We start from the raw sequence: 25991 nt of genomic DNA, 5'->3' as shown, positions 1-25991 counted from the left end.
ATACTGGCCCCGACCCTGACTCCCACGGAAGAGAGTTCCCGTGCGCAATCCTCGTGCCTTCCTGCGTCCGCTGGCCGTCGGCGCCCCGAAGCCCAGCTCCGACGTCCCGTTCCGCCCGAGCCGGATGATCCACTTCTTCGACCCGAGCAACGAGAAGATGGCCGCGAAGGTGCCGGACATCGCGAAGAAGGTCGACATCATCCTCGGCAACCTCGAGGACGCGGTGAAGACCGAGAAGAAGGAGGCCGCACGCCAGGGCCTGGTCGACATCGCGAAGGCCACCGACTTCGGCGACACGCAGCTGTGGACCCGCGTCAACAGCCTCGACTCCCCGTGGGTGCTCGACGACCTCATCACGCTGGTCACCGAGATCGGCGACAAGCTCGACGTCATCATGGTGCCGAAGGTCGAGGGCGCCCAGGACATCCACTACGTCGACCGCCTGCTGGCCCAGCTCGAGGCCCGCGCCGGCCTCGACCGCCAGATCCTCGTGCACGCGATCCTCGAGACCGCCGAGGGCGTCGCCAACGTCGAGGAGATCGCCGCGGCCAGCCCGCGCATGCAGGGCATCAGTCTCGGCCCGGCCGACCTCGCCGCGAGCCGCCGCATGAAGACCACCCGCGTGGGCGGCGGCCACCCCGGCTACATCGTGCGCCAGGACCCGACCGGCGAGGACCTCACCGTCGGCCGCACCACGTACCAGCAGGACCTGTGGCACTACACGATCGCGCGCATGGTGGACGCCTGCGCGATGAACGACATCCTCCCGTTCTACGGCCCCTTCGGTGACATCAAGGACGTCGTCGCGTGCGAGGACCAGTTCCGCAACGCGTTCCTGCTCGGCTGCGTCGGCGCATGGAGCCTGCACCCGGTGCAGATCGACATCGCCAAGAAGGTCTTCTCCCCCAGCGCCGAGGACGTCGCGCACGCGAAGCGCGTCGTCGAGGCGATGGGCGACGGCTCGGGCGCCGTCATGATCGACGGCAAGATGGAGGACGACGCCTCCTGCAAGCAGTGCCTCGTCATGCTCGACCTGGCCAAGTCCCTCGCCGAGCGCGACCCCGAGCTGGCCGCGGCCTACGACCTCTGAGGAGCCTGACATGACCGAGATCCGTCCCCGCCGCTCCGTCCTCTACATGCCGGGCGCCAACGAGCGCGCGCTGGAGAAGGCCAAGTCGATCGACGCCGACGCGCTGATCCTCGACCTCGAGGACTCCGTCTCCCCCGACGCCAAGGAGACCGGTCGCGCCAACGTGTGCGCCGCGGTCACCTCGGGCGAGTACGGCCACCGCGAGCTGGCCATCCGCGTGAACTCGATCGGCACGCAGTGGCACGACGACGACGTCGCGGCGGCCGCGAAGGCCGGCCCCGACGCGATCCTCGTGCCCAAGGTCGAGTCGGCCCAGCAGGTGCGCGACCTGGTCGCCGCCCTCGAGGCCGCGGGTGCCCCGGCGCACACGCAGCTGTGGGCCATGATCGAGACGCCCACCGCCCTGCTGCACGCCGAGGAGATCGCCGCGGCGCACGACCGCCTCACGGTGATCGTCCTGGGCACCAACGACATCGTGAACGAGACCTACGGACTGCACGTCCCGGGCCGCAACCCGCTCGTGCTCACGGCCCTGTCCTGGACCCTGCTGGCCGTCCGCGCCGCCGGCAAGGTCGTCATCGACGGCGTCTACAACGACGTCAAGGACGACGAGGGCTTCGCGGCCGAGGCCCGCCAGGGTCGCGAGATGGGCTTCGACGGCAAGACCCTGATCCACCCCTCGCAGGTCGAGCCGGCCAACGCGGCGTTCGCGCCCAGCGAGGCCGACGTCGAGCGCGCCCAGGGCATGATCGCGGCGTTCGACGAGGCGATGGCCGAGAAGAAGGGCGTCGCCACGTACAACGGCAAGATGATCGAGGAGCTGCACATCCGCGACGCGAAGCGGATCCTCGCCTACGCCGAGGCGCTGCAGGGCCGCTGACGCCGCAGGAACGCGAACGAGGCGCGTACCGGGACGAGAGTCCGGGTACGCGCCTCGTGGCGTGTCAGTCAGCGGTTGGCGCGAACGCCCCACACCTGGCTGTAGACGGAACGGGTCTGGCGCTGCGCGCGTCGACGGTGCTTCACCCGCTCCAGGACCACGACGCGATCGAGATCGGGGCGCGGTCGCGGCTTGATCTTCAGGTCGAACAACGACATGGAGGTCACCTCCTCTCCCGTGGTCGCCTCCGCGTGGACGGTCCCGGAGTTCGGGACGGGTGTCGGGGCAGTGGTGGTGTTCGCGGGCATGAGGTGGGTGAGAGTCGTGGTCATGACGCGCCTCCTTTCTGATTCGTGTGGGTGGTGGGCAAAAGAAGAGCCGCTCCGGACGAGCGTCCGAAGCGGCTGGTGATACGTGTCGACAGAAGGAAGTCGACTAGGTCAGCAACACGACGGAGGAGCGCCCGGCGGCGTTCGTGAACACGAGGAACGGGGTCATCGGTGCTCACCTCCTGCGTCTGTGTGACGAGTCACTCCGGTCGGAGCGACCTGTCGAAACTAGTGGATCAATCCTCGTCTGTCGAGGGTTCCGGCGGCGTTTCCTCGGATTCGTCGTCATGGACGAGCTCGGCGAGGCGCCGGCGCAGCTCGGCGAGCAGGTGACGCGGCTCCATCAGTCCACGTCCAGGAGGTCGTCGAGGGCCGTGCGCGGCACTCCCCCGGCCATCAGCAGGTCGGCCGCGAGCGACCGCACCTGGGCCGCGATCGAGGCGGTGTTCACGGTGAGCCGTTCGGCCATGGCGTGCATCGCCAGGTCGGAGGCCTCGACGAGTCGCTCGTTCGCCCGCTCGAGGTCGACCGAGGAGGCGTACTCGTCGGCGTAGATGCGCACCGCCTCCACGAGCGTCTCGACGGAGCGGGCCAGCCCGTCGGGGGCACGCTCACCGTGCCGGAGCATCGAGGCGACGCGTCGCGCCAGCACGCGGGCGTCGCGCAGCGCGTTGTCGAGGTCGTTGACGCTGCCGGCGTAGCGCTCCACGTCGGCCCGCTCCTTCCAGCGCAACGGAGCGAGTCGCACGATCTCGCTGACGTTCGCGGCGGTGGCGTGCAGCGACTCGATGACCGGCTGTGCGTCGCGCGCCTCGGCGAGCGCGGCGTCGGCCAGCTGCGCGTCTTGGCTGCGCATCGCCGCGGCGATCCGCTCGAGCACGCCGGTGAGTCCGGCGAGCAGCTCCTGCAGACCCTCGTCGATGTCGCGGCGCGTGTTGCGCGGCAGCACGAGCAGCATCGCGAAGCCGCACAGGCCGCCGATCAGGGCGTCGATGAAGCGGCTGACCGCGGGGTTGGCGGCGCCCGCGAGCGGCACGATCGCCGCCAGCAGCACGCCCGAGTTGATGGCCTGCGTGAGCGCCATGCCGCGCAGGTTGAACAGCATCGCCACCACGGCCGTGAGGGACGCGACCAGCGCCATCTGCCAGGCGCCGCGGCCGATCGCCAGGATCAGCATCTCGCCCACGAGCACGCCGAAGGCCACGCCCAGCACGAGCTCGAAGACGACGCGCTGGCGCCGTCCGGCGCCGCCCATGAGCGTGATGACCGCCGCGATCGGCGCGAAGAACGCCTGGCTGTGGCCCAGGACGTACGTGGCGATGGCGAATGCGGCACCGGTGGACAGAGCGATCCGCAGCAGCATGCGCCAGCTGCGACGCACCCGGGTGAGCCGGTCCTGCAGCGTGACCTCGAGGCGGGGCAGGCGCAACCGGCGGAACGGGAGCCGGTCGCGATCGCTCACAGGTACAGGCCGGTCTGGCCCTCGTCGATCCGCTCGGAGGCCACCGCGTGCAGGTCGCGCTCCCGGAGCAGGATGAAGCTCTCGCCGCGCACCTCCACCTCGGCGCGGTCGTCGGGGTCGAACAGGACCCGGTCGCCGACCTCGACCGTCCGGACCTGCGAGCCGACGGCCTCGACCCGTGCCCAGCCCAGCCGGCGGCCCATGGCCGCGGTGGCGGGGATGACGATGCCGCCGGACGACCGGCGGTCGCCGGCCTCCTTGTCGAGCGAGACCAGGAGCCGGTCGTGCAGCATCCGGATCGGGAGCTTGGCGTCCATCACTTCAGGAGTCGGCGCAGCACCGCGAAGCCGGCGATCGTGGCGACCGTGCCGGTGACGACCGGGACGATGTGCTCGAATCGCGGACCGGTCTCCTCGTCGACGAAGTAGTCCTTGATCCGCTGCACCTGGCGCTTGGCGATGTTGCCGGGCTTCACGCGATCGACGAGCTCGTCGATGTTGCCGCTGAGCCGCGTCAGCAGCACCTCGAGCTCGTCGACGATCTCGTCGGGGGACGCCTGGGCGGGGTCCGCATTTCCTCGTGCCACGGGAGTCCTCTCGGTTCGGTGCGGGGTGCCTTGTCAGGATAGTGCCCATGACGACCCGCTTGCAGCCCGGCGATCCGGCCCCCGACTTCACCCTCCCGACCGACGACGGGAAGACCGTCACGCTCTCGGACCTGCGCGGCCGCCGCGTGATCGTCTACTTCTACCCCGCCGCGATGACACCGGGCTGCACGAAGCAGGCCTGCGACTTCAGCGACTCGATCGACCGGCTGCAGGCCGAGGGCTACGACGTGCTGGGCATCAGCCCCGACCAGCCCGAGAAGCTCGCGACGTTCCGCGAGCGCGACGGCCTGTCGATCACGCTGCTGTCCGATCCGGACAAGCAGGTCCTCGGTGCGTACGGCGCGTTCGGCGAGAAGAAGCTCTACGGCAAGGTCGTCGAGGGCGTCATCCGCTCGACCTTCGTCATCGACGACGAGGGCAAGGTCGAGCTCGCGCAGTACAACGTGAAGGCCACGGGTCACGTCGCGAAGCTGCGACGCGATCTCGGCCTCGACGCGGCCTGACGGTCGCGGTCACGCGGCCCTACGCTGGGGCCGTTGCCGGTGTGGCGGAACGGTAGACGCGCCAGGTTTAGGTCCTGGTGTCCTCACGGGCGTGCAGGTTCGATTCCTGTCACCGGCACCCGATCAGATGCGCTCCAGCGCGCTCAGCCGATCGGTTCGAGCACGACTCAGCTCATCGGTTCGAGCACGACTCAGCTCATCGGTTCGAGCACGACTCAGCTCATCGGTTCGAGCACGAACACGGGAATCTTCCGGTCGGTCTTCTTCTGGTAGTTGGCGTAGTCGGGCCACACGGCCACCGAGCGCTCCCACCAGGTCTCGTACTCCTCACCCTCGAGCTCGCGGGCGCGGTAGTCGCGCTTGTCGGCCCCGTCCTGCAGCTCGACGTGCGAGTTCGCCTTGAGGTTCCAGTACCAGTTGGGCTGCGACGGGTGCCCGCCCTTCGAGGCGACGACGGCGTACTCGCCCTCGTGCTCGACGCGCATGAGCGCGGTCTTGCGCAGCTTGCCCGACTTCGCACCCACGCTGGTGAGGACGATGATCGGCACCCCCTGCAGCAGATTGGCCTCACGCCCGTCCGTGGCCTCGTAGGTCTCGGCCTGCGTGCGGGCCCACTCGGACGTGCTCGGTTCGTACTCTCCGGTCAGCGGCATGGCCCCAGTCTGCCGCGCCACACCTCGCGACGCGACACACCCGCGACCTTTTCTTGATCGATTCAAGAAAAGCCCCTAGGGTGGAGCCATGACCTCCTCCCCCGCCATCGAGCAGTCGCTCCGCGACGCCGGGCTGAGGGTCACGCGCCAGCGCACGGCCGTCATGGACGCCGTCGCCGCCAACCCCCACGCCGAGACCTCGACGATCATCGACCACGCCCGGTCGACGCTCCCCGAGATCTCGCACCAGGCCGTCTACGACGCCCTGCACGCCCTCACCGACGCGGGCCTCGTCCGCTGCATCGAGCCAGCCGGCTCGGTGGCGCGCTACGAGTCGCGCACGGACGACAACCACCACCACCTCGTGTGCCGGTCCTGCGGCCGCATCGTCGACATCGACTGCACCATCGGCGCCGCGCCCTGCCTCACGCCCGCCGAGGACCACGGCTTCGTCATCGACGAGGCCGAGGTCGTCTTCTGGGGCCTGTGCCCCTCCTGCTCTGCCCAGAACGCCTGACGAATCCCGAAAGGACCAGCATGTCTGACAAGAACCACGACGACGCGATCCTCGCCGAGGTCAACGACCCGGACGAGGCGAAGGGCAAGTGCCCCGTCGTGCACAACCAGCTGCCGAAGCCGGTGGCCGGTGACGCGAACCGCAAGTGGTGGCCCGAGCGCCTCAACCTCGGCATCCTGGCCAAGAACGCGCCGGTCCGGAACCCGATGGACGACGACTTCGACTACCGCGCGGAGTTCAGCTCGCTCGACCTCGCCGCGGTCAAGGCCGACATCGCGGCCGTCCTGACCGACTCCAAGGACTGGTGGCCCGCCGACTTCGGCAACTACGGCCCGCTCATGATCCGCATGGCGTGGCACAGCGCCGGCACCTACCGCGTGACCGACGGTCGCGGCGGCGCGGGCGCCGGCCAGCAGCGCTTCGCTCCCCTGAACTCCTGGCCGGACAACGTCAACCTCGACAAGGCCCGCCGGCTGCTGTGGCCGGTCAAGCAGAAGTACGGCCAGAAGATCAGCTGGGCCGACCTGATGATCCTCGCGGGCAACGTCTCGCTGGAGACCATGGGCTTCCCGACCTACGGCTTCGCCGGTGGCCGCGAGGACGTGTGGGAGGCCGACGCCGACGTGTACTGGGGCGCCGAGACCGAGTGGCTGGGCGACGAGCACCGCTACTCCGGCGACCGTGAGCTCGAGGCTCCCCTCGCCGCCGTGCAGATGGGCCTGATCTACGTCAACCCCGAGGGTCCCGGCGGCCACCCCGACCCGCTGGCCTCCGCCCGCGACATCCGCGAGACGTTCGGCCGCATGGCCATGAACGACGAGGAGACCGTCGCGCTCATCGCCGGTGGCCACACCTTCGGCAAGACGCACGGTGCGGCCGACGCCGACAACCTCGAGCCCGAGCCCGAGGGCGCTCCCATCGAGCAGCTCGGCCTGGGCTGGAAGAACAACCACGGCACCGGCCACGGCGCCGACACCATCACGTCGGGCCTCGAGGTCACCTGGACCTACCACCCGACGCGCTGGGACAACGAGTTCTTCCACATCCTGTTCGCGTACGAGTGGGAGCTGTTCACCTCGCCCGCCGGCGCGCACCAGTGGCGTCCGGTCAACGGCGGCGGCGCGGACATGGTCCCCGAGGCCCACGGCTCCGGAGCCCGCGAGCCGCGCATGCTCACGTCGGACATCGCGCTGCGCGAGGATCCCGCCTACCGCGAGATCTCGCTGCGCTTCAAGAACGACCCGCAGGCGTTCACCGACGCGTTCGCCCGTGCCTGGTTCAAGCTGACGCACCGCGACATGGGCCCGAAGGCGCGCTACCTCGGCGCCGAGGTCCCGCAGGAGGACCTGCTCTGGCAGGACCCGCTGCCGGCGTGGGAGGGCGAGGTCATCGGCGACGCCGACGTCACCGCGCTCAAGGCGAAGGTCCTCGAGACCGGCCTGACCGTCTCCGAGCTCGTCTCCACGGCGTGGGCCGCTGCGTCGTCCTTCCGCGGCAGCGACAAGCGCGGCGGCCTGAACGGCGCCCGCATCCGTCTCGCGCCGCAGAACGGCTGGGCGGTCAACAACCCCGCGCAGCTGGCGAAGGTCCTCAACGTCCTGCAGGGCGTCGCGGACGCCTACGACAAGGCGGTCTCGCTGGCCGACGTCATCGCGATCGCCGGTGCGGCCGCGGTGGAGAAGGCCGCGCGAGACGGTGGCGTCGAGATCACGGTCCCCGTCACGGTGGGCCGCGTCGACGCCAGCCTCGAGGAGACGGACGTCGAGTCGTTCGGCCACCTCGAGCCGCGCCACGACGGCTTCCGCAACTACGAGGGCAAGGGCGGCATGCCGGCCGAGTACGAGCTCATCGACCGCGCCAACCTGCTCACGCTGACCGCTCCGGAGACGACCGTCCTCGTCGGCGGCCTGCGCGTGCTGGGCGCCAACTACGACGGCTCGGACCTGGGCGTCCTCACCGATCGCGTCGGCACGTTGACGAACGACTTCTTCGTCAACCTGCTCGACATCGACACCCAGTGGACCGCCACGGACTCGTCGAGCACGCGCTTCGCGACGAAGGACGGCCGCTGGACCGGCACCCGCGCCGACCTGGCGTTCGGCTCGAACTCCGAGCTGCGCGCGCTGGCCGAGGTCTACGGCAGCTCCGACGCGCAGGAGAAGTTCGTCCGGGACTTCGTCGCCGCGTGGACGAAGGTCATGGACCTCGACCGGTTCGACCTGGTCTGATCCACCTCCGCACGACGCCCCCGGGACCTCGGTCCCGGGGGCGTCGTCGTGTACGCGGCCTCCGACGCCCGCCGCCCCTCTCCACTTCTGGAACGGGTTGCACGTTCCCCGCGATCGAAAGCGTTCATCCCGTTCCAGAAGTGGGGAGGCCGCGCGCAGGACCGACCGCCCGCGGCCGCGTAGGGTTCGGAGCGTGAACAGCGACTCGGGCTCCCAGACCTACCTGCTGGTGGACGGCGAGAACATCGACGCCACCCTCGGCATGTCGATCCTCGGCCGCCGTCCCCAACCGCAGGAGCGCCCGCGGTGGGACCGGCTGCTCCGGTTCGCCGAGGACCTCTGGAGCCAGCCCGTCCAGGGCCTGTTCTTCCTCGCGGTCGACACCGACCTGCCGATGCCGTTCGTGCAGGCGCTGACGTCGATCGGCTACCGTCCGGTGCCGCTGTCGGGCACGCCCGACCAGAAGGTCGTCGACCTGGCCATCCAGCGCACGCTGGAGGAGATCGCCCGGCGCGACGCGGACGTCATGCTCGCGAGCAACGACGGCGACTTCGTCCCGCAGGTCGAGGCGCTCGTCAGCGGCTCGCGCCGCGTGGCCGTGCTCGGCTTCGACGAGTTCCGCAACTCCCGCTTCAGCGCGCTCGTGCCCCGCGGGCTGGAGTGCTACGACCTCGAGCACGACGTCGACGCGTTCACCGTGGCACTGCCGCGCATCAAGGTCATCCCGATCGACGAGTTCGACCCGCGCGACTTCCTCTGATCACGCGGCGCGCGCGGCCTCCAGCCGGGGTCCGCGTCGCAGCTGCTCCCAGCCGGGACGACCGAGCAGGTCGATCTCCACGTCCCACGTGGTGAGGTGGTGACGCTCGTCGCCGGCGTGGAAGTCGGCTCCGACGAGCAGCGACTCGGAGGCCTCGCCGCCCGCGACGACCACCCACTGGGCGCGTCCCGGGACGGTGAGCACGGCGTCGTGCAGCTGGAGCCGGACGCAGCGCCCGGCCTCACCCGTGCGGGCGTCGACGAGCTCGGCCCTGCGGCTGGTGCCGACGGGCTGCGAGACCGCACACACGACGTAGACGGTCCCCTCGTCGTCGGGCGCGATCAGGTCGCCGGCTCGCAGCTGCGAGACGGGCCTCGCAATCGGCTCGGTCATGACGGTCACCTCCAGGCGTGTGCTCGTGGGCTCGAGCTCCCAGTCAGCCACGCGCCTCGGACACTTTCCAGCCGTCTCACCATGCGGCCGCTCGCCTGACAGCCGCCGCCGTACAGCCGCACCCCCCGGGCACGCCAGATGTGTAGCGGCATCCACCGTTTTCCCTCGGATCCGCCGCGAAAAGGGTGGGCAGCGCTACACATCTCGCGCGCCGGAGGCGTGCACGAGGGTCAGAAGGCCTTGCCCGGGTTGAGCAGGCCCAGGGGGTCGAGGGCGTGCTTGATCGCGCGGTGGACGTCGAGACCCGTGTCGCCGAGCTCGCGGCGGGCGTGCTCGCGCTTGAGCAGGCCCACGCCGTGCTCGCCGGTGAGCGTGCCGCCGAGCTCCAGCGCGAGGTCGAAGATGCGGTCGGCGGCCAGCTGGACGTCCTCGGGCACCTCGTCGCCGAGTCTCGGGTCCCACGAGACGATCGGGTGCAGGTTCCCGTCGCCGGCGTGGGCGAACGTGTGCACGGTGACGCCGGTCTCCGCGCTGATCGCCTCGATGCCGCGCACGGCCTCGGCGAGCCTGGAGCGCGGCACGCAGACGTCCTCGATCAGGGCGCGGCCGAAGCGCTCGATCGAGGGCAGCGCCAGCCGCCGTGCCGCGAGCAGCTCGTCCGCGCGAGCGGCGTCCTCGGTGTGCTCGATCCACGTGGCGGTCGCTCCGAGCACCGCGGCGACGGCCGAGGCCTGGGAAGCCGCATCGGGGCCGTCCGTGCGGGCGAGCACGAGCGCTCCCCCGCGCGCGCTCAGGGAGGTGCCCTGCGCCGCGTCGATCGTCGCCAGGGTGCAGGCGTCGAGCAGCTCGAGCACCGAGGGCACGAGTCGGGCCGCGGCCAGGGCCGAGGTCGCGGCGGCCGCGGTCTCGACGTCGGCGAAGCTGGCCGCGACGGTGGCCTCCGCGACGGGCACGGGACGCAGCCGCAGCGTGGCGCCGACGATGACGCCGAGCGTGCCCTCGGAGCCGACGAGCAGCGAGGTCAGGTCGTAGCCCGTCACGCCCTTCAGCGTGCCGCGGCCGGTGGCGAGCCGACGTCCGTCGGCCAGCACGACCTCCAGCCCCAGCACCGCGTCGCGCGTGACCCCGTACTTCACGCAGCGCATGCCGCCCGCGTTGGTCGCGATGTTCCCGCCGATGGTCGAGAGGTGGGCGCTGGCGGGGTCGGGGGCGTAGAACAGGCCGTGCTCGCGCGCGGCGGCGTCGAGGTCGGCGGTGATCACGCCCGGCTCCACCACGGCGATCTCGTCCACCGGGTCCAGCGAGACGATCCGGTCCAGGCCCGCGACGTCGAGGACCACGGCGCCCTGCGTCGCGACCGCTCCCCCGGCGAGGCCGGAGCCGCCGCCCCGGGTCACCACCGGCGTCCGCGTGGACGTGGCCCAGCGCAGCACCTCCACGACGTGGTCGACGTCGACGGCGCGCACGACCGCGAGGGGCTCGGCCCCCGGACGTCCGCTGCGGTCGGAGGTCGCGGCCGCGCGGGCCGCAGGGTCGGTCAGGGCACCGGGGGGAAGCACGGTCACCGGTCCACCGTGCCCGACCCGCACGCCGTCGTCCAACAACGATCGCTGATCGGTGCACCCCACCGGGCGTGATCGGTCGTGCCTGCCCCCAGAGAGGCAGTGCCATCCACGTGGTACCGCATCGTGGACGCGGGGCTCACCGCCGCCGCGCCCGCCTACGGTCGAGCCCATGGCCACCACGCTCGACCTCGACCACCTCCGGACCCTCGTCGCCATCTCCGAGTGCGGCGGGTTCAACAAGGCCGCCGTCGTGCTCCACATCAGCCAGCCCGCCCTGAGCCAGCACGTCAGGCTCCTGGAGCGGAGCCTCAAGCGCAAGCTCTTCGTCAAGGACGGGCGCGGCATGAAGCTGACGGCGGACGGCGAGCAGGTGCTGGGCGAGGCGCGCGCCGTCCTGGCCGCCCACGACCAGGCGTTGGAACGCCTCCAGGTCCGCTCCGAGCGTGTCGTCGTGGTCGGCTCGAGCGAGCACTCGGCCGAGCAGGTGCTGCCCGAGATGATCCGCGCGCTGCACGCCGCGTTCCCCGAGGTGACCACGCGCTTCGAGATCGGACGCTCGACCCAGTTGGCCGACTCGGTGGACAAGGGAACCGTCGACTTCGCGTTCGTTCTCGCGTCGCGCGGCAACGAGGGAGGGCGCGAGATCGGGCGCCTGCCCCTGCACTGGTACGCGGCCCCCGGCTGGACGCCACCCGCCGACGACGCGCCCTTCCCGCTCGTCGCGTTCGAGGAGCCGTGCGCGCTGCGCGAGCGCGCCCTGACCGCGCTCGGCAGCGACGGCCACCGCGTCGCGGTCGCCGGCCAGTCGTCCACGCTCGAGGGCGTCATCGCCGGCGTGCGGGCGGGCCTCGGCGTCGCCCTGCTGCCGAACGTCGGCCGCACTCCCGTGGGGCTCGTGGTGCGCGACGACCTCCCCGACGTCGGGTCGGCCGGCCTCAACATGCTCACGCGCCGGGGACTGGACCCCGAGGTCGAGCTGACCGCGATCGAGGCGGGCGAGGCGTTCTTCGCCCGACTCAGCTCGGACCACCTGCTCGACATCGCGGTCTGACCGATCGCGAGGCGTGATGGGGACGCATGCGGGATCCGTATTGGACCGGCCGCGACGCCGTTCCTAGCGTGGTGACATGGTCCTGATCTCTGCCGATGCCCTTGCCACCGCCCTCGCCTCCGACCGGCCACCCGTCGTGCTGGACGTGCGCTGGTCGCTGGGCGGGCCGCCGGGCCACGCGACCTACCTGACCGGCCACGTGCCCGGCGCCGTGTACGTCGATCTCGACACCGAGCTCGCGTCGCACGGCGCACCCACGGATGGTCGTCATCCCCTGCCGAGCGTCGAGACGCTGCAGGCCGCGGCACGCCGATGGGGCGTCACCGAGGGCGCGGCAGTCGTCGCCTACGACGGCGGCGGCAATCTCGCCGCGGCGCGGGCGTGGTGGCTGCTGCGCTGGGCCGGCCTCGCCGACGTCCGGCTCCTCGACGGCGCGCTGCCGGCCTGGACGGCTGCCGGCCTCCCGCTCTCCACCGACGACGTCACCGCGACCGAGGGCGACGTGACGCTGCGACCCGGCTCGGTGCCCGTGCTGGGGCTGTCCGACGTCGCGGACTTCGCATCCTCCGGTGTGCTCCTCGACGCGCGTGCCGCTGAGCGCTACCGCGGCGAGACCGAGCCGATCGACCCCAAGGCCGGGCACGTCCCCGGGGCTGTCAGCGCCCCCACCGGGGACAACCTCGCCGACGACGGGCGCTTCCTGCCGGCGGCCGAGCTGCGCGAGCGCTTCGAGGCCCTCGGCGTCCGTGAGGGCGAGCCGGTCGCGGCCTACTGCGGCTCGGGCGTCACCGCGGCCCACGAGATCGCCGCGCTGGCCGTCGCCGGCTTCGACGCGGCACTGTTCCCGGGCTCGTGGTCGCAGTGGAGCCACCACGACCTGCCCGTTGCGACCGGGGCGAGCGCCCGATGACACGGCTCGGGAACCTCGACGGCCGCGGCGTCCTGGTCACGGACGAGGGCGTGATCGACGTGGCGCAGGCCAGCGACGGCGCCCTGCCGAGCGACCCCCACGAGCTGCTCGAGCGCTGGGACGAGCTCGTCGCCTGGTCGCGAACCATCGACCCCGCCGGTGCCGCTCACGTGGCCGACGACGCCGCGTGGCTGCCCCCGAGTCCCGAGCCCCGCCAGATCATCGCGGTCGGCATCAACTCGCGGATCAAGCTGCGCCAGTTCGGTCTCGGCGATCCCGACGACGTCGGCTTCATCTCCAAGCTGCGGTCCGCCCTTGCCGGCCCGGACGACGCGATCACGCGGACGAGCGACGCGGTATACGTCGAGGCCGAGCTCGCACTCGTCGTCGGCCGTCGGGCGTGGCGCGTCGACGAGGACACGGCGCTCGAGCATGTCGCCGGCGTCACCGCCGCCGCCGACATCGCGGACGCCGAGGCCTTCGTGACGATCCCCGCCGCAGACCCCGACCGGCCCGGCACCACCTACTACAACCCGGCCAAGTCCCTGCCCGGCTTCGCGCCGGTCGGGCCGCACGTCGTCGCCCTCGAGGACGTCGGTCCGCTGGACTCCCTGCGGATCCGGCTCTGGATCGACGGCGAGCTCGTCCAGGACGGGACGACCGCCGACTACGTCTTCTCGGCCGCGCAGATCGTCTCGCGCCTGTCGCACCGGGTCCCACTGCTGCCGGGCGACGTCATCCTCGTGGGCAGCCCCGGCCAGCTCGACCAGGCTCCGCTCACGCCCGTGCGCGCGGGCGCCCGGGTGGAGATCGAGATCGACGGCGTCGGCCGGCACTCCCACCTCGTGGTCGCGGACCCGGCCTGACGGCCGGGCCCGCGCACGGGCTCAGGTCCGTGCGGCCCAGTGCTCGGCGATCAGCTCGAACGAGCGGGCCTTCACCTTGTCGCCGTGGACGATCGTGTTGACGAGGACCTCGTCGGCGCCGAGCGCCGTGGAGAACTCCGCGATCCGATCGGCCACTTCCTCACCCGTGCCCACGATGCGGGTCCCGACGGGTCCGTCCGACTTCTCGTGCCGGGCCGACGGGTCGCCGTGGATCGCGTGGTCGGGCGCGTGCACGACGTCGGAGAAGCCGCGCGTCAGGACACCGGAGATCCAAGCACGGTAGCTCCGCGCCGCCTCCTGCGCCTGCCGGTCGGTGTCCGCGGCCACGGCGTGCACCGACACCGCCACGTGGGGCCGGTCGAGGTGCACCGAGGGCGTGAACGCGTCGCGGTAGGCGGTGACGGCCTCGGTGAGCGACTCGTCGATGACGTGGTGGTTGACCACGAACGGCAGTCCGAGCGCCGCCGACCTCAGCGCGCTGGGCACGCCCGACGACCCGAAGAGCCAGGGGCGCACGGGAGCACCGAGCCCGGGCGATGCCTGGACGGGCTGCCCGTCCACCGTCGCGATCGGCCGCCGCAGCAGGCTCAGGACCTGACGCACCGAGGTGTCGTAGCCCTCGGCGTCGGACGGGCTCGAGACGAGCAGCTCGCGCAGCAGCGTGGGGTGGTCGCCCCGTTCGAGCTCGGGCGGCTCGCGATCGGGGTCGGCGAGGGCCGCGATGGCGGCGGTCACCCGTGCGGGTGTCGGCTCGACGGCGTGCGTCAGCCCCTTGCCGAGGCCGAGGTGGATGCGCCCCGGGAACAGCTCGGCGATCGTGCCGACCTGCTCGACGAGGGACAGGGGCCGGTAGTGCGGCAGCACCGCGACCGCGGTGCCGACGTGCAGGGTGCGTGTCCGCGACGCCACGAGCGACGTCAGGACGACCGGGGCGGACCCCACGCGACCGCGACCGAGGTGGTGCTCACCGAACCAGTAGCCGTGGAAGCCCCAGTCCTCGGCGTTGCGGGCGAGGTCGACCACGGCACGCAGCGCCTCCGCGCCGGTCGTGCCGTCGGAGACGGGGTTGAGATCGAAGACGGACAGCTTCATCGGGTCCTCCTGGGACGAGGCGCGGGCGGCCGGCACGTGTCCGTGCCGGCCGCCCGCGCGGGGATCACTGCGCCGGGTTCTCCTCGATCGAGGCGGCGATCGCGGCGTCCAGTCCGCTCTCCTCCACGCCCTTCTCGATCGCGGCCGTGAAGCGGTCGTCGTAGCCGATCGACGCGTCGATCTCGGCCGGGATGACCCCCTCCCCGAAGGCGAGGTCGGCGATGTCCTGGCCGGCGGCGACGTTCTCCGGCGTGACGGGGCCGAAGCCGCCGCGGCCGAACTGCAGCCACTGCGCGGCGGCGGCCTCCTCGGTCACCTTGTTGGCCTCGACCAGCGCCTTGACGTACTCGTCCTTGTTCTCCAGGACCCACACGCGGTAGGCGGCGTAGCGACGGGTGAAGTCCTCCCAGGCGGCCTCCTTGTCGGGGTCGCCCAGCGACTTCGTCGTCGCGACGAGCGCGCTCGGGCTGCCGGGGCCGACGTCGTGCGACGAGTCCAGGTTGTGACCGCCGGCGTTCACCGTCTCGATGTAGGCCGAGTACGCGCCGGACGCGAGGTCGACCTCGTTGTTGAGCAGCGCGATCGCGCCGGCGGCGTTGTCCAGCTGGACGTACTCGATGTCGTCGATGCCCAGCCCGAGGTGGTTCAGCGTCTGCAGCATCGTCAGGTAGTTCGTGGCTCCCGGCGAGGCGGTCCACTTCTTGCCCCGGACCGACTCGGCCGTCAGCTCGGTGATGCCCGACTTCGCCGAGGAGACCGTCCCGAACGGGTCGTGGCTCTCCACGTCGATGAAGGCCGGGACGCCGATCGTGCGGTAGGGCGCCGTCTTCTGCGTCCACGTCGGCTTGGCGTTGGCGGCGGCCTGGACGACGGTGTACTGCGCGAGGAAGGAGCCGTCGATCTCACCGGTGGTCAGCGCCGTGGAGGCGTCGACCTGGTTGGTGAAGTCGACGAACTCGAGGTCGTACGGCGCGTCGTTGAAGACGCCCGAGGCGGGGAGCAGGACCTTCACCGACGGGTCGTTCTGGCCCAGGGTGAGCGTCACGGAGGACGTCTTCCCGGAGCCGTCCGACGCTGCGTCGGCGCCGCAGGCCGCGAGCCCCATCGCAGCGACGAGGGCCACGGCGGCTCCGACGGTGCGACGTCGGCGTTGGGGACTGAGGGACATGACGGTTCCTTTGTTCGTTTCGTGCGGGGGGATGGACTGCGACGAGCGCCGCAGGGATCAGGGGGTGACGCCGAGGTGGCGCAGGAGGCGTGCCCGGGTGTCGAGGAAGCCGGACCACACGCGACGCTCCTCGCGCGGGACGTCGATCGTCAGGTCCTCCGCGAACCGTCCCTGGTCGAGCACGAGGATCCGATCGGCCAGCAGGATCGCCTCGTCGACGTCGTGGGTGATGAAGAGCACCGCGGGACGGTGGCGGCGCCACAGGCCCAGGACGAGGTCGTGCATCCGGAGCCGGGTCAGTGCGTCGAGCGCCGCGAACGGCTCGTCGAGGAGCAGCAGGTGCGGGTCGCGGATGAGGGCCCGCGCCAGCGCCACTCGCTGGGCCTCGCCACCGGAGAGCGTCTTGGGCCAGGCGTCGGCATGGTCCTGCAGGCCCACCTCGGCGAGCGCCTCGAGGATCCGCTCGCGCGGAGCCCGGTCGCGCCGCAGCCCGAGCCGGACGTTGCGCCAGACCTTGTGGAACGGCAGCAGCCGGGCGTCCTGGAACACGACGGAGCGCTGGGGCGAGACCTCGAGCTCCCCCTCGGTGGCCCGGTCGAGCGAGGCCAGGATGCGCAGCAGTGTGGTCTTGCCCGAGCCGGAGGCGCCGAGCAGGGCCACGAACTCGCCCCGCCGGATGGTCAGGTCGACGCCGTCGAGGATGACGCGGTCGCCGAAGCGCTTGTCGACCCCACGGAGTCGGACCGCGGGCTCGTCCGTCGTGGGCCGGGGGTCGGTGGTGAGGTCGAGAGTCGTCATGGCCGTCACTTCCACGGGAGGAGTCGTCGCTCGAGGAAGCGCATGATCATGTCGACCACCACTCCCAGCAGGGCGTAGATGAGGATCGCGCCGGCGATGATGTCGATCCGGAGGGCGCCGGTGGCGACGAAGATGATGTGGCCGATGCCGTTGCGGCTGTTGACCTGCTCAGCCACGATCAGCGCCAACAGGGAGACGCCCATCGACATCCGAAGGCCGACGAGGATCTGGGGCAGCGCGGCCGGCAGCACCACGGTGACGATCGTGCGCAGCCGCGAGAGCCCGAAGACCTGGGCCGCCTCGACCAGGCGGGGATCGACGTGCCGCACCCCGTGGTACGTGTTGATGTAGATCGGGAAGACGCACGCCAGCGAGATCACGATGACCTTGAACGACTCGCCGATGCCGAACCAGATGATGAACAGCGGCACCATCGCGATGAACGGCACCTGGCGCACGATCTGGAAGCTGGAGTCGAAGATCTCCTCGGAGATCCGCACGAGCCCGTTCGCGACGCCGAACACCAGCCCGATCGCCAGGCCGATGCCCAGGCCCGTCACGGCGCGGGCCAGCGACGTCGGCACCGCGGCCTGCAGCTCGCCGCTGCGGACGAGCTCGCCCAGGGCCTCGAAGACGGTGACCGGCGAGGGGAAGTAGAGCGCCGGGATGACGCCGGTCTCGCTGAGCACGTGCCAGGCCAGCAGCGCGCCGAGCGGCAGGGCCGCGCGCAGCAGGTTCCGCGGCGAGAACCAGCGCCGCCGGCGGGCGGAGGTCTCGGCACCGACGGACAGCCGCTCGAGCACGGTGGCGCCCGGCGAGGGCGCCTCCGCGGCCGGCGGCTGCTGCGTGGTGATGGTGGTCATTGGGTGCTCCGGACGGTCGGGCCAGCAGGCCTGGGGCGGACGATTCGACACCACGACGTTAGGAAGTAAATTCACTGGGGTCCAAGGCCGATCCGTGATCGGTGACGATCGTCGATCGTGATTGGACGCGTGTCGTGCGACCCGCACACGATGGGGTCACCTCCGCACCCCGCCACGAAAGGCCCCTCCCCATGTCGAACCCGACACCCACCGCATCGGACCGCCGCATCATCGTCATCGGCCCCGGTGCCACGGGCGGCACGATCGCCGCCGAGCTCCACCTCCACGGCGCCCGCGTGGTGGCCGTCGCGCGCGGCGCCGAGCTCGAGTCCATCCGCAGCCGCGGGCTGATCTACCACACCTCCGATGGCACCCGGACCGTCCCGCTCGACGTGGTGGGCGGTCCCGCCGAGCTGACCCTGACCGACCGCGACGTGCTGCTGCTCGCGACGAAGTCCCAGGACGCCGAGGCGGCGCTGCGCGACTGGGCCTGGGCCCCGGTGCTGCGCGCCGACGGCAGCCGCGGTCGCGCCGGCACCGACCTGCCGCTGGTGACCGTGCAGAACGGCCTCAACACCGACCGCTCCGCCCTGCGCTGGTTCTCGCACATCGTCGCGGGCTCGATCTACTGCCCCGGAGGCAAGGAGAGGGTCGGCGAGATCGAGAACTACGGAGGCGAGAAGCGCGTCCTGCTGTGGCTCGGCCACTACCTGACCCGGGGCGTCGACGACGAGCTGCGCGCGATCGTCGACGCGCTCTCCGTCGCCCCCAGCCTGGGCTTCCAGGCGGTCGAGGACATCACCGCGATCAAGGCCTCCAAGCTAAGCTACAACACGATCAACGGCCTCGAGCCGGTCTTCGCCCCGAGCGACCTGCGCGACGAGGTCAAGGAGGGGCTGCGCCAGGAGGCGCTGCGCGTCTTCGCCGCGATCGGGATCACGCCGCTGAGCCCCATCGAGTCCGGCATCTCCCTGTGGCCCCACTCAGTGCTCGAGGGCGACATCGCGGGGCGGTCCCGCCCGGGCAATTCGACGCTGCAGAGCTACCTGCGCCACGCGCCGCTCGAGACCGACTACCTTAACGGCGAGATCGTGCTGCTGGGTCGCCTCCACGGCGTGCCCACGCCCCTGAACGAGGCCATGCAGGTCCTGACCGCCGAGGCGGTCGAGCAGGACCTGCCGCCTGGAGCCAAGGGCGACGACGAGATCCGCGCGCTGCTCGACCGCGCCGCCGCGCCGGTCGCCTGATCGCGCGGGGAGACCTCGTGACCACCGAGTTCATCAGCCTCACCTACCCGAACGACGCGACCGAGCTGAGCCCGCGCCCGGGCGCCGCGCTCGACCCGGCCTTCCTGCGGCGCTACAGCCGCGCCCTCGACGAGGGCGGCTTCGACTACACGCTGCTGCCGTACCACTCGTCCTCGTTCGACCCGTTCGTCCAGGCCGCCGCGATCTCGCAGCACACGTCGCACCTGCGGACGATCGTCGCGCTGCGGCCGAACACGGTCTACCCGACCGTGGCGGCCAAGGCTCTGGCCACCCTCGACCAGCTGAGCGGCGGCCGGGCGGTGGTGCACGTCATCGCCGGCGGCGACACCGCAGAGCAGGCCCGCGAGGGCGACTTCCTCGACAAGGACGAGCGCTACGACCGGGCCGAGGAGTACGTCCGTATCCTCAAGCGGGCCTGGGAGTCCCCCGAGCCGTTCGACTTCGAGGGTCGCCACTACCGCTTCGAGGGGTTCAGCAACGCCGTCCGGCCGGTCAACGGGACGATCCCGGTCTCGGTCGGCGGCTCGTCGGACGCCGCCTACCGGGTCGGCGGCCGGCTCGGCGACATCTTCGGGCTCTGGGGCGAGCCGCTGAAGGAGACCAAGGAGCAGATCGACCGCGTCCACGCCGAGGCCGCCGCGGCGGGCCGCACGGACCGGCCGCGCATCTGGGTGACGTTCCGCCCGATCGTGGCCGAGACCGACGAGCTCGCCTGGCAGAAGGCCCACCGGATCCTCGACGCGCTCCAGGGGAACACCTCGCGAGGCGACCTCGTGAAGGGACCCGGCGGCCCGGCTCCGGAGAACGTCGGCTCGCAACGGCTGCTCGACATCGCCGCCCGGGGCGAGGTCCACGACCGCGCGCTCTGGTACCCGACCGTCACGGCGACCGGGGCGCGCGGCGCCTCCACCGCGCTGGTCGGGTCGCCCGAGACGATCGCCGACTCGATCGTCGACTACGTGGAGCTCGGCGCCGACCTGATCTCGATCCGCGGCTACGACAACCTCAACGACGCGATCGACTACGGGCGCTACGTCCTGCCGCTCGTGCGGGCGAAGCTGGCCGAGCGCGAGCTCGTGGGTGCCCGGTGACGGCCACGCTGGACGACACCGCGCGGAGGTCGTGGCAGGACTGGCGGGCGCAGCGACTCGTCGCCGTCACGGCCCCGCACGGAGTCGCCGCGCTCACCACGACGACGTGGCTCGGCGAGGACCCGGCGACCGTGCCGGGCCTCCCGGGCACGTGGTTCGTGTCCGGTGACGTGGTGCGGGGGGTCGACGACGACGAGGTCGTGGTGCCCGTGGGCGGCGCGGCCCCCTTCGGCGACGTCGAGCTCCGAGCGATCCTGCGTGGCGGTCACGTGGGGCTGCGGGTGTTCGATCCCGCGGCCGCGACCCGGACGAGCCTGCGCGACATCGACGCCTTCGACCATCGTCCGGAATGGGTCCTCACGGGCAGCTTCACGCCCGCCGTGGCCGGGACCGGCCTCGAGGTCGAGCACGTCGACGGCGCGACGACAGAGGACCCGCTGGCCGGGAGCGTGCGCGTGCGGATCGGCGACCACGAGGCCGACCTCCTCGCCTTCCCGTCCTCGGCTCGCCCGGGCGGCCTCCAGATCGTGTTCGCGGACGCCACCAACGGGGCCCGGACCCAGCAGTTCCGGTTCCTCGACACGAGGCCGCCGGCGGCCGACGGATCGGTCGAGCTGGACTTCAACCGCGCCCACCTCCCGCCGTGCGCGTTCAGCGACCACTACCTGTGCCCGCTGCCGCCCGCGGCGAACCGCCTCCCGGTCGCGGTCGAGGCCGGCGAGACCCGCCCGACCCGCGGCTGACCGCCGGCCGCGCCCCCGAGGCGCGCGAGATGTGTAGCGGCATCCACCTCTTTCCGGCCGATTCGGCTCGAAAAGGGTGGATGCCGCCACACATCTGGCGCGCCGGAGGCGTGGATCAGCGGCGCAGGACCTTGCGGGCCAGGGTGTTGCCGAAGAACTGGCCCACCTGGACGAAGGCCACGATGATCAGCACGACCGTCCACGTGACCACCGTGTCGAACTGGCGGTAGCCGTACTGCTGGGCGAAGGCGCCCAGGCCGCCGGCGCCGATGACGCCCGCGATCGCGCTCATGTCGACGATCGCGACGAACGCGAACGTGTAGCCCAGGATCAGCGGACCGAGGGCCTCGGGCACCACGACGGTCGCGAGGATTCGCAGCCGGCTGGCGCCCATCGAGCGAGCAGCCTCGATCACGCCGGGCTCGACGGTCACGAGATTCTGCTCGACGATGCGCGCGATGCCGAACATCGCCGCGAGGGTCATCGCGAAGATGATCGCCCGGTTACCGATGCCAATGCCCACGACGAGCCGCGCGAACGGCTGCACCGCCGCGATGAAGATCACGAACGGGATCGGGCGGAAGAAGTTCACCACCACGTTGAGCACCGTGAAGGCGACGCGGTTCGCGAATAGGCCGCCGGCGCGCGTGGCGTAGAGCGCCAGGCCCACGACGAGGCCCAGGAAGCCACCGATCGCGACGGTGATCGCGACCATGTAGAACGTCTCCCACGTGGCCGTGCCGATCAGCGGCCACAGCTCGGGGAGGTTGGTGTCCCGGGCGATCATGCGAGCACCTCCACGCCCTCGAGGCGACCCACCTGGGCCACCGCCTCGTCGACGCCGTCACCGTGCACCGACAGCGTGACGTGCCCGAAGACCGAGCCGCCGACGCGGTTCACGCCGCCCTGCACGATCTCCACCTTCAGTCCCCGTGCGACGAGCGCCGCGAAGACGTCGGACTGGCTCGTGCGGCCCTCGACGTCGACGACGACGAGACGCCCGCCGAAGCGCTCGCGCAGCGCCGCGAGCTCGGGCCCCTGCGGGACCTCCTCGACCAGCGTGCCGACGAAGCGCCGCGTCACGTTCTCGCGCGGGCGGGCGAAGATCTCGGCCACGCGTCCGCTCTCGACGATCCGGCCGTGCTCCATGACGCTCACCTTGTGGGCGAGCGTGCGGACCACGTCCATCTCGTGCGTGATGACGATGATCGTGATGCCCAGCTCCTCGTTGACCTTGCGGAGCAGCCCGAGCACCTCACGCGTGGTGTCGGGATCCAGGGCGCTGGTGGACTCGTCCGCCAGCAGGATCGACGGGTTCGTCGCGAGCGCCCGGGCGATGCCCACGCGCTGCTTCTGCCCGCCCGAGAGCTGCTCGGGGTAGGCGTGCGCCTTGTCGGCCAGGCCGACGAAGTGCAGCAGCTCGGAGATCCGGCGCTGACGCTCGGCCTGGTCGACGCCCGCCAGGCGCAGCGGGAACTCCAGGTTCCCCCACACGGTGCGCGACCGCATGAGGTTGAACTGCTGGAAGATCATCCCGATGCCCTGACGGACGCCACGCAGGTCGCGCTCGCGCAGCTGGTCGAGCCGCGTCCCGTCCACCGTGACGCTGCCCGAGGTCGGCTGCTCCAGCGCGTTGACCAGTCGCACCAGGGTGGACTTGCCCGCGCCGGAGTAGCCGACGATCGCGTGGATCTCACCGGCCTCCACGTCGAGGTCGACCCCGCGGATCGCCTCGACGGGGGCCGCGCCCCGCTTCGTGGGCGCGAACATCTTGTGGACGTCGCGCAGCTCGACCAGTGCCATGTCAGCCCTGCGCGGCGGTGTCCGCCTCGACGTCGGCGAGCGACGCCTGCAGGTCGGCCGCCGGCGTCTTCAGCAGCTGCGCCGTGTTGCCCGAGACCTCCTGCACGCCGTCGAGGACGGGCTTGCTGTTCTGGTAGATCTCGATGAGCTTCTGGTACGTCTTGTTGTCCTTGTCCTCGGCGCGAACGGCGAAGATGTTGACGTACGGCAGCGCGTTCGGGTCGGACGGGTCGTCCTGGGCGATCGCGTCGGAGAACTTCAGGCCGGCCTTCTCGACGAAGTCGTTGTTGACGATCGCGGCGTCGACGTCGGGCAGCGAGGTGGGCGTCAGGTCGGCCTTGATCGCCTTGACCTTGACCTTCGAGGCGGCCTTGTCGACGTCGGCGAGCGTCGAGAAGATCGAGCCGCCGTCCTTCAGCTTGATGAGGCCGGCCGACTGCAGGATCAGCAGGCCACGGGCCTGGTTGCTGTCGTCGTCCGGCACGACCACGGTGTCGCCCTGCTTGAGCTCCTCGACCGAGTCGACCTTCTGCGAGTACAGGCCCAGCGGGTAGATCGCGGTGGCGCCGACGGGCACGAGGTCCTGCTTGTTCGAGACGTTGTAGTCCGCCAGGTAGACGATGTGCTGGAACTGGTTGATGTCGATCTCGCCCTCGGTGAGCGCCGGGTTGGGCTGCGCGTAGTCGGCGAAGTCGACGACCTCGAGATCGATGCCCTCCTTCTCGGCCTCGTCCTGGAGCGTCTTCCAGTAGGGGTCGCTGGCGCCCACGGTGCCGAGCTTGACCTTCGTCAGGTCGCCGCCGGCGCTGTCGCCACCCCGGGTGAGGGCGAACGCGATGAGGGCCGCCACGACGGCGATCACGACGACAGCCAGCGCGATCGCGGGGCCGCGGCGCTTGGGTGCCTCGATGAGGGGGGAGTTGTCGGACACGGTGGTTCCTTTCCGGTGCGGGGCGCCCCGGTCCTTGTGGGAGGGGCGACGACGACCGTAGGCAGGTCCCACGAACCCCTCCGACCACGTCTCACACTCCAAGAACTGGCGTCGGCGAAGCCGGAAAGGTGTTAGCGCCTACTGTGGGGGCGTGTTCCGGATCCTGTTCTTCGAGCCGCGCATCGCCGGGAACACCGGCAACGCCATCCGCCTCGCCGCCGCCACGGGATCGCACCTGCACCTGGTGGATCCGCTGTTCGACTTCGAGGACGCGAAGCTGCGCCGGGCAGGCCTGGACTACCACGATCTCGCCGTCGTCACGGTGCACCGCACGCTCGACGAGGCCTACGAGGCCCTGCTGCCGGCGCGTGTCTTCGCGTACACGACCGCCGCGACCACGCGGTACAGCGACGTGGCGTACGAGCCGGGCGACGTGCTGCTCTTCGGCCCCGAGCCCACCGGTCTGCCCGAGGAGGTCATGGCCGACGCGCGCGTCACCGACCGCCTCCGGCTGCCGATGCAGCCGTCGCGCCGGTCGATGAACCTCGCGAACTGCGCGTCCATCGCGGTCTACGAGGCCTGGCGCCAGCACGGGTTCGCCGGCGGGGTGTGACCCCTCGATAGCCTTGGGGGCATGAGCGACTCCCCTCGATCCGCCCACGCCTGGGGCCTGGCCACCGTCACGCCCGAAGGCACCGTCCTGGACGTCTGGTACCCCGCCCCGGCCCTCGGTCCTGCGCCGGAGAGCACCGTCGAGCCCGCCGAGCTCGTGGCCGCGTCGCGCCACGACGCCGTGCGAGGGGTCGAGACCCGCGTGGTCCACACCGAGATCGCCGACCTGGACGCCGCGCCCACCGACGCGTACGACGTCTACCTGCGCCTGCACCTGCTCTCGCACCGCCTCGTCCAGCCCCACGGACAGAGCCTCGACGGCGTCTTCGGTCTGCTCAGCAACGTCGTGTGGACGTCGATCGGCCCGTGCCCCGTCGAGGGCTTCGAGGACGTGCGCGCCCGCGCCCGCGCCGCCGGCCTCGTCGTCGCGGTCACCAGCATCGACAAGTTCCCGCGCATGACCGACTACGTCATCCCCTCGGGCGTGCGCATCGGCGACGCCGACCGCGTGCGCCTCGGCGCCCACCTCGCCGAGGGCACCACGGTCATGCACGAGGGCTTCGTGAACTTCAACGCCGGCACGCTCGGCCATGCGATGGTCGAGGGCCGCATCTCGGCCGGCGTCGTCGTGGGCAACGGCTCCGACGTCGGCGGCGGCGCCTCGATCATGGGCACGCTGTCCGGTGGCGGCAAGGAGGTCATCCGCGTGGGCGAGGGCTGCCTGATCGGCGCCAACGCCGGCATCGGCATCTCGCTCGGCGACGACTGCGTCGTGGCCGCGGGCACGTACGTCACCGCGGGCACCAAGGTCACGCTGCCCGACGGCGCGGTCGTCAAGGCCGCCGAGTTGTCGGGCTCCGACGGCATCCTCTTCCTCACGAACAGCCAGACCGGTGCCATCGAGGCGCGCCCCCGCGGCGGCCGCACCGGCGTCGAGCTGAACGCCGACCTGCACGCCAACTGATGCGCTGGATCGTCGCCACCGTCGTCGCGACGGTGGCGCTCGTGCTCGTCGTCTTCAAGATCTACGAGACCGAGGCGCAGGCGCGCGACTACTGCGTGGCCACGGTGGGCGACCGCACGGTGGAGGTCGACCTCGAGCAGGCGAAGTGGTCGGCGCTCATCGCGGCGAAGGCCCAGGAGCGTGGACTGCCGCCGCGCGCCACGACGATCGCGATCGCGACCGCCTACCAGGAGTCGAAGATCCGCAACATCGACTACGGCGACCGTGACTCCGTCGGACTGTTCCAGCAGCGCCCGTCGCAGGGCTGGGGCTCGGTCGAGCAGATCCTCGACCCGTCGTACTCGATCGGGAAGTTCTACGACGGTCTGGTGAGGATCGACGGCTACGAGTCGATGGAGATCACCGACGCTGCGCAGGCCGTGCAGCGCTCGGGCTTTCCCGAGGCGTACGCCGACCACGAGGCCGACGCGCGCGTGCTGGCCTCGTCGCTGCGCGGCTACTCCCCCGCCGCGTTCGCGTGCGCCACCGACCCGAAGGCCGGCTCGGTCTCGTCCGATCTCGAGGAGTACCTCGACGAGGCGTTCGGCCGGGTCCGCGTGGACACCGACCCGTCCTCGGGCCAGAGCGCGATCGCGCTGACCGGGGACGACGTCGACGCCCGCGGCTGGGCGCTCGCGCAGTTCCTCGTGGCGAACTCCACCGAGTTCCGCATCGCCGAGGTCACCTTCGACGACATGCGCTGGGAGGCCGACCAGGACGAGCCCGGCTGGAGCCCCACCGAGGACGCCAGCCGCACCGAGGTCCGCTTCGTGCGGCGCTGAAC

At 71.3% G+C, this 25991-nt stretch carries 29 protein-coding genes and 1 tRNA gene; 16 read left to right on the top strand and 14 right to left on the bottom strand.

From position 1 onward, the window contains the following. Nucleotides 1-40 precede the first annotated feature (40 nt). Together BJ975_RS02845 and BJ975_RS02840 are read left to right on the top strand one after the other, a co-directional pair. The gene (locus tag BJ975_RS02845; protein ID WP_179423446.1) at nucleotides 41-1090 is read left to right on the top strand and encodes an HpcH/HpaI aldolase/citrate lyase family protein; all 1050 of its coding nucleotides are present in this window, start codon (nucleotides 41-43) and stop codon (nucleotides 1088-1090) included. Between the two features lie 10 nt (nucleotides 1091-1100). Further along, nucleotides 1101-1970: an HpcH/HpaI aldolase/citrate lyase family protein gene (locus BJ975_RS02840; protein WP_179423444.1), complete on the top strand. Its 870-nt coding sequence runs from the start codon at nucleotides 1101-1103 to the stop codon at nucleotides 1968-1970. A gap of 68 nt (nucleotides 1971-2038) precedes the next feature. On the opposite strand, the gene BJ975_RS02835 is transcribed toward BJ975_RS02840, so the two are convergent. From BJ975_RS02835 to BJ975_RS02820, 4 genes are all read right to left on the bottom strand, one after another. Beyond that, nucleotides 2039-2302, bottom strand: a complete 264-nt coding sequence (locus BJ975_RS02835) for a hypothetical protein (protein WP_179423442.1) — start codon at nucleotides 2300-2302, stop codon at nucleotides 2039-2041. Between the two features lie 340 nt (nucleotides 2303-2642). Beyond that, nucleotides 2643-3761, bottom strand: a complete 1119-nt coding sequence (locus BJ975_RS02830) for an FUSC family protein (RefSeq protein WP_179423440.1) — start codon at nucleotides 3759-3761, stop codon at nucleotides 2643-2645. Beyond that, complete coding sequence (locus BJ975_RS02825) at nucleotides 3758-4078, bottom strand: GroES family chaperonin (protein WP_179423438.1); 321 nt, start codon at nucleotides 4076-4078, stop codon at nucleotides 3758-3760. The genes BJ975_RS02830 and BJ975_RS02825 overlap by 4 nt, the downstream gene beginning before the upstream one ends. Continuing rightward, a complete protein-coding gene (locus BJ975_RS02820) occupies nucleotides 4078-4347 on the bottom strand; it encodes a DUF3618 domain-containing protein (protein WP_179423436.1) in 270 nt (89 codons plus the stop codon). The genes BJ975_RS02825 and BJ975_RS02820 overlap by 1 nt, the downstream gene beginning before the upstream one ends. Before the next feature lie 47 nt (nucleotides 4348-4394). Between BJ975_RS02820 and bcp the strand changes: the two genes are divergently transcribed. Both bcp and BJ975_RS02810 read left to right on the top strand, forming a co-directional pair. Further along, nucleotides 4395-4871, top strand: coding sequence for a thioredoxin-dependent thiol peroxidase (gene bcp / locus BJ975_RS02815; RefSeq protein WP_179423434.1), 477 nt, complete (start codon nucleotides 4395-4397; stop codon nucleotides 4869-4871). A gap of 35 nt (nucleotides 4872-4906) precedes the next feature. After that, nucleotides 4907-4989: transfer RNA gene (locus BJ975_RS02810), tRNA-Leu, on the top strand. Between the two features lie 97 nt (nucleotides 4990-5086). Here the strand turns inward: BJ975_RS02810 and BJ975_RS02805 are convergent. Then, nucleotides 5087-5524 carry a nitroreductase family deazaflavin-dependent oxidoreductase gene (locus BJ975_RS02805; RefSeq protein WP_179423432.1) on the bottom strand — a complete coding sequence of 146 codons (438 nt, stop codon included), beginning with the start codon at nucleotides 5522-5524 and terminating at the stop codon, nucleotides 5087-5089. An 88-nt stretch (nucleotides 5525-5612) separates the two neighbouring features. On the opposite strand from BJ975_RS02805, the gene BJ975_RS02800 reads away from it, so the two are divergent. From BJ975_RS02800 to BJ975_RS02790, 3 genes are all read left to right on the top strand, one after another. Continuing rightward, nucleotides 5613-6041: a Fur family transcriptional regulator gene (locus BJ975_RS02800; protein ID WP_179423430.1), complete on the top strand. Its 429-nt coding sequence runs from the start codon at nucleotides 5613-5615 to the stop codon at nucleotides 6039-6041. 20 nt (nucleotides 6042-6061) lie between these two features. Then, a complete protein-coding gene (gene katG / locus BJ975_RS02795; protein WP_179423428.1) occupies nucleotides 6062-8269 on the top strand; it encodes a catalase/peroxidase HPI in 2208 nt (735 codons plus the stop codon). Nucleotides 8270-8462: 193 nt separating this feature from the next. Next, nucleotides 8463-9029: an NYN domain-containing protein gene (locus BJ975_RS02790; protein WP_269303192.1), complete on the top strand. Its 567-nt coding sequence runs from the start codon at nucleotides 8463-8465 to the stop codon at nucleotides 9027-9029. Here BJ975_RS02790 and BJ975_RS02785 read toward each other — a convergent pair whose 3' ends face one another. Together BJ975_RS02785 and BJ975_RS02780 are read right to left on the bottom strand one after the other, a co-directional pair. Next, on the bottom strand, nucleotides 9030-9422 hold the full coding sequence (locus BJ975_RS02785; protein ID WP_179423426.1) for a hypothetical protein: 393 nt from the start codon (nucleotides 9420-9422) through the stop codon (nucleotides 9030-9032). A 230-nt stretch (nucleotides 9423-9652) separates the two neighbouring features. Then, nucleotides 9653-10987, bottom strand: coding sequence for an FAD-binding oxidoreductase (locus BJ975_RS02780; protein WP_317628215.1), 1335 nt, complete (start codon nucleotides 10985-10987; stop codon nucleotides 9653-9655). 169 nt (nucleotides 10988-11156) lie between these two features. Between BJ975_RS02780 and BJ975_RS02775 the strand changes: the two genes are divergently transcribed. The 3 genes from BJ975_RS02775 to BJ975_RS02765 all read left to right on the top strand — a co-directional run bounded on the left by BJ975_RS02775 (nucleotide 11157) and on the right by BJ975_RS02765 (nucleotide 13814). Then, a complete protein-coding gene (locus BJ975_RS02775; protein ID WP_179423422.1) occupies nucleotides 11157-12038 on the top strand; it encodes a LysR family transcriptional regulator in 882 nt (293 codons plus the stop codon). Between the two features lie 76 nt (nucleotides 12039-12114). Further along, the gene (locus BJ975_RS02770; RefSeq protein WP_179423418.1) at nucleotides 12115-12948 is read left to right on the top strand and encodes a sulfurtransferase; all 834 of its coding nucleotides are present in this window, start codon (nucleotides 12115-12117) and stop codon (nucleotides 12946-12948) included. Further along, nucleotides 12945-13814, top strand: a complete 870-nt coding sequence (locus BJ975_RS02765; RefSeq protein ID WP_179423416.1) for a fumarylacetoacetate hydrolase family protein — start codon at nucleotides 12945-12947, stop codon at nucleotides 13812-13814. Before BJ975_RS02770 ends, BJ975_RS02765 begins: the two co-directional genes overlap by 4 nt. A gap of 21 nt (nucleotides 13815-13835) precedes the next feature. Here BJ975_RS02765 and BJ975_RS02760 read toward each other — a convergent pair whose 3' ends face one another. The 4 genes from BJ975_RS02760 to BJ975_RS02745 all read right to left on the bottom strand — a co-directional run bounded on the left by BJ975_RS02760 (nucleotide 13836) and on the right by BJ975_RS02745 (nucleotide 17756). After that, the gene (locus tag BJ975_RS02760) at nucleotides 13836-14927 is read right to left on the bottom strand and encodes an LLM class flavin-dependent oxidoreductase (protein ID WP_179423414.1); all 1092 of its coding nucleotides are present in this window, start codon (nucleotides 14925-14927) and stop codon (nucleotides 13836-13838) included. A gap of 64 nt (nucleotides 14928-14991) precedes the next feature. Continuing rightward, nucleotides 14992-16095 (bottom strand): ABC transporter substrate-binding protein, encoded by a 1104-nt coding sequence (locus BJ975_RS02755; protein WP_179423412.1) that lies wholly within the window; start codon nucleotides 16093-16095, stop codon nucleotides 14992-14994. 57 nt (nucleotides 16096-16152) lie between these two features. Next, entirely contained in the window at nucleotides 16153-16893 is a 741-nt protein-coding gene (locus BJ975_RS02750; RefSeq protein ID WP_179423411.1) for an ABC transporter ATP-binding protein, read from the bottom strand. A gap of 5 nt (nucleotides 16894-16898) precedes the next feature. Beyond that, nucleotides 16899-17756, bottom strand: a complete 858-nt coding sequence (locus BJ975_RS02745; protein ID WP_179423409.1) for an ABC transporter permease — start codon at nucleotides 17754-17756, stop codon at nucleotides 16899-16901. Nucleotides 17757-17947: 191 nt separating this feature from the next. On the opposite strand from BJ975_RS02745, the gene BJ975_RS02740 reads away from it, so the two are divergent. The 3 genes from BJ975_RS02740 to BJ975_RS17055 are packed head-to-tail and all read left to right on the top strand — an operon-like array spanning nucleotide 17948 to nucleotide 20858. Further along, complete coding sequence (locus tag BJ975_RS02740; protein ID WP_179423407.1) at nucleotides 17948-19003, top strand: ketopantoate reductase family protein; 1056 nt, start codon at nucleotides 17948-17950, stop codon at nucleotides 19001-19003. Nucleotides 19004-19020: 17 nt separating this feature from the next. Further along, entirely contained in the window at nucleotides 19021-20115 is a 1095-nt protein-coding gene (locus BJ975_RS02735; protein ID WP_179423405.1) for an LLM class flavin-dependent oxidoreductase, read from the top strand. Continuing rightward, nucleotides 20112-20858, top strand: coding sequence for a DUF1684 domain-containing protein (locus tag BJ975_RS17055; RefSeq protein ID WP_179423403.1), 747 nt, complete (start codon nucleotides 20112-20114; stop codon nucleotides 20856-20858). Before BJ975_RS02735 ends, BJ975_RS17055 begins: the two co-directional genes overlap by 4 nt. A gap of 115 nt (nucleotides 20859-20973) precedes the next feature. Here BJ975_RS17055 and BJ975_RS02725 read toward each other — a convergent pair whose 3' ends face one another. The 3 genes from BJ975_RS02725 to BJ975_RS02715 are packed head-to-tail and all read right to left on the bottom strand — an operon-like array spanning nucleotide 20974 to nucleotide 23592. Further along, complete coding sequence (locus BJ975_RS02725; RefSeq protein WP_179423401.1) at nucleotides 20974-21645, bottom strand: methionine ABC transporter permease; 672 nt, start codon at nucleotides 21643-21645, stop codon at nucleotides 20974-20976. After that, complete coding sequence (locus BJ975_RS02720) at nucleotides 21642-22661, bottom strand: methionine ABC transporter ATP-binding protein (protein ID WP_179423399.1); 1020 nt, start codon at nucleotides 22659-22661, stop codon at nucleotides 21642-21644. The genes BJ975_RS02725 and BJ975_RS02720 overlap by 4 nt, the downstream gene beginning before the upstream one ends. 1 nt (nucleotide 22662) lies before the next feature. Continuing rightward, entirely contained in the window at nucleotides 22663-23592 is a 930-nt protein-coding gene (locus tag BJ975_RS02715) for a MetQ/NlpA family ABC transporter substrate-binding protein (protein ID WP_179423397.1), read from the bottom strand. 151 nt (nucleotides 23593-23743) lie between these two features. Here BJ975_RS02715 and BJ975_RS02710 point away from each other — a divergent pair, with 151 nt between their 5' ends. From BJ975_RS02710 to BJ975_RS02700, 3 genes are read left to right on the top strand one after another with little or no spacing between them, the layout of a single operon-like run. Beyond that, entirely contained in the window at nucleotides 23744-24205 is a 462-nt protein-coding gene (locus BJ975_RS02710) for a tRNA (cytidine(34)-2'-O)-methyltransferase (protein ID WP_179423395.1), read from the top strand. A 21-nt stretch (nucleotides 24206-24226) separates the two neighbouring features. After that, the gene (gene dapD / locus BJ975_RS02705) at nucleotides 24227-25168 is read left to right on the top strand and encodes a 2,3,4,5-tetrahydropyridine-2,6-dicarboxylate N-succinyltransferase (protein WP_179423393.1); all 942 of its coding nucleotides are present in this window, start codon (nucleotides 24227-24229) and stop codon (nucleotides 25166-25168) included. Next, a complete protein-coding gene (locus BJ975_RS02700; protein ID WP_179423391.1) occupies nucleotides 25168-25989 on the top strand; it encodes a hypothetical protein in 822 nt (273 codons plus the stop codon). Before dapD ends, BJ975_RS02700 begins: the two co-directional genes overlap by 1 nt. The last annotated feature ends 2 nt before the right edge of the window (nucleotides 25990-25991 follow it).

It is taken from the genome of Aeromicrobium tamlense (genome assembly GCF_013408555.1).
GTDB classification, from domain to species: domain Bacteria; phylum Actinomycetota; class Actinomycetes; order Propionibacteriales; family Nocardioidaceae; genus Aeromicrobium; species Aeromicrobium tamlense.
The sequence above is the reverse complement of the archived record's forward strand: the minus strand, read 5'-3'. Positions and strand labels throughout refer to the sequence as shown.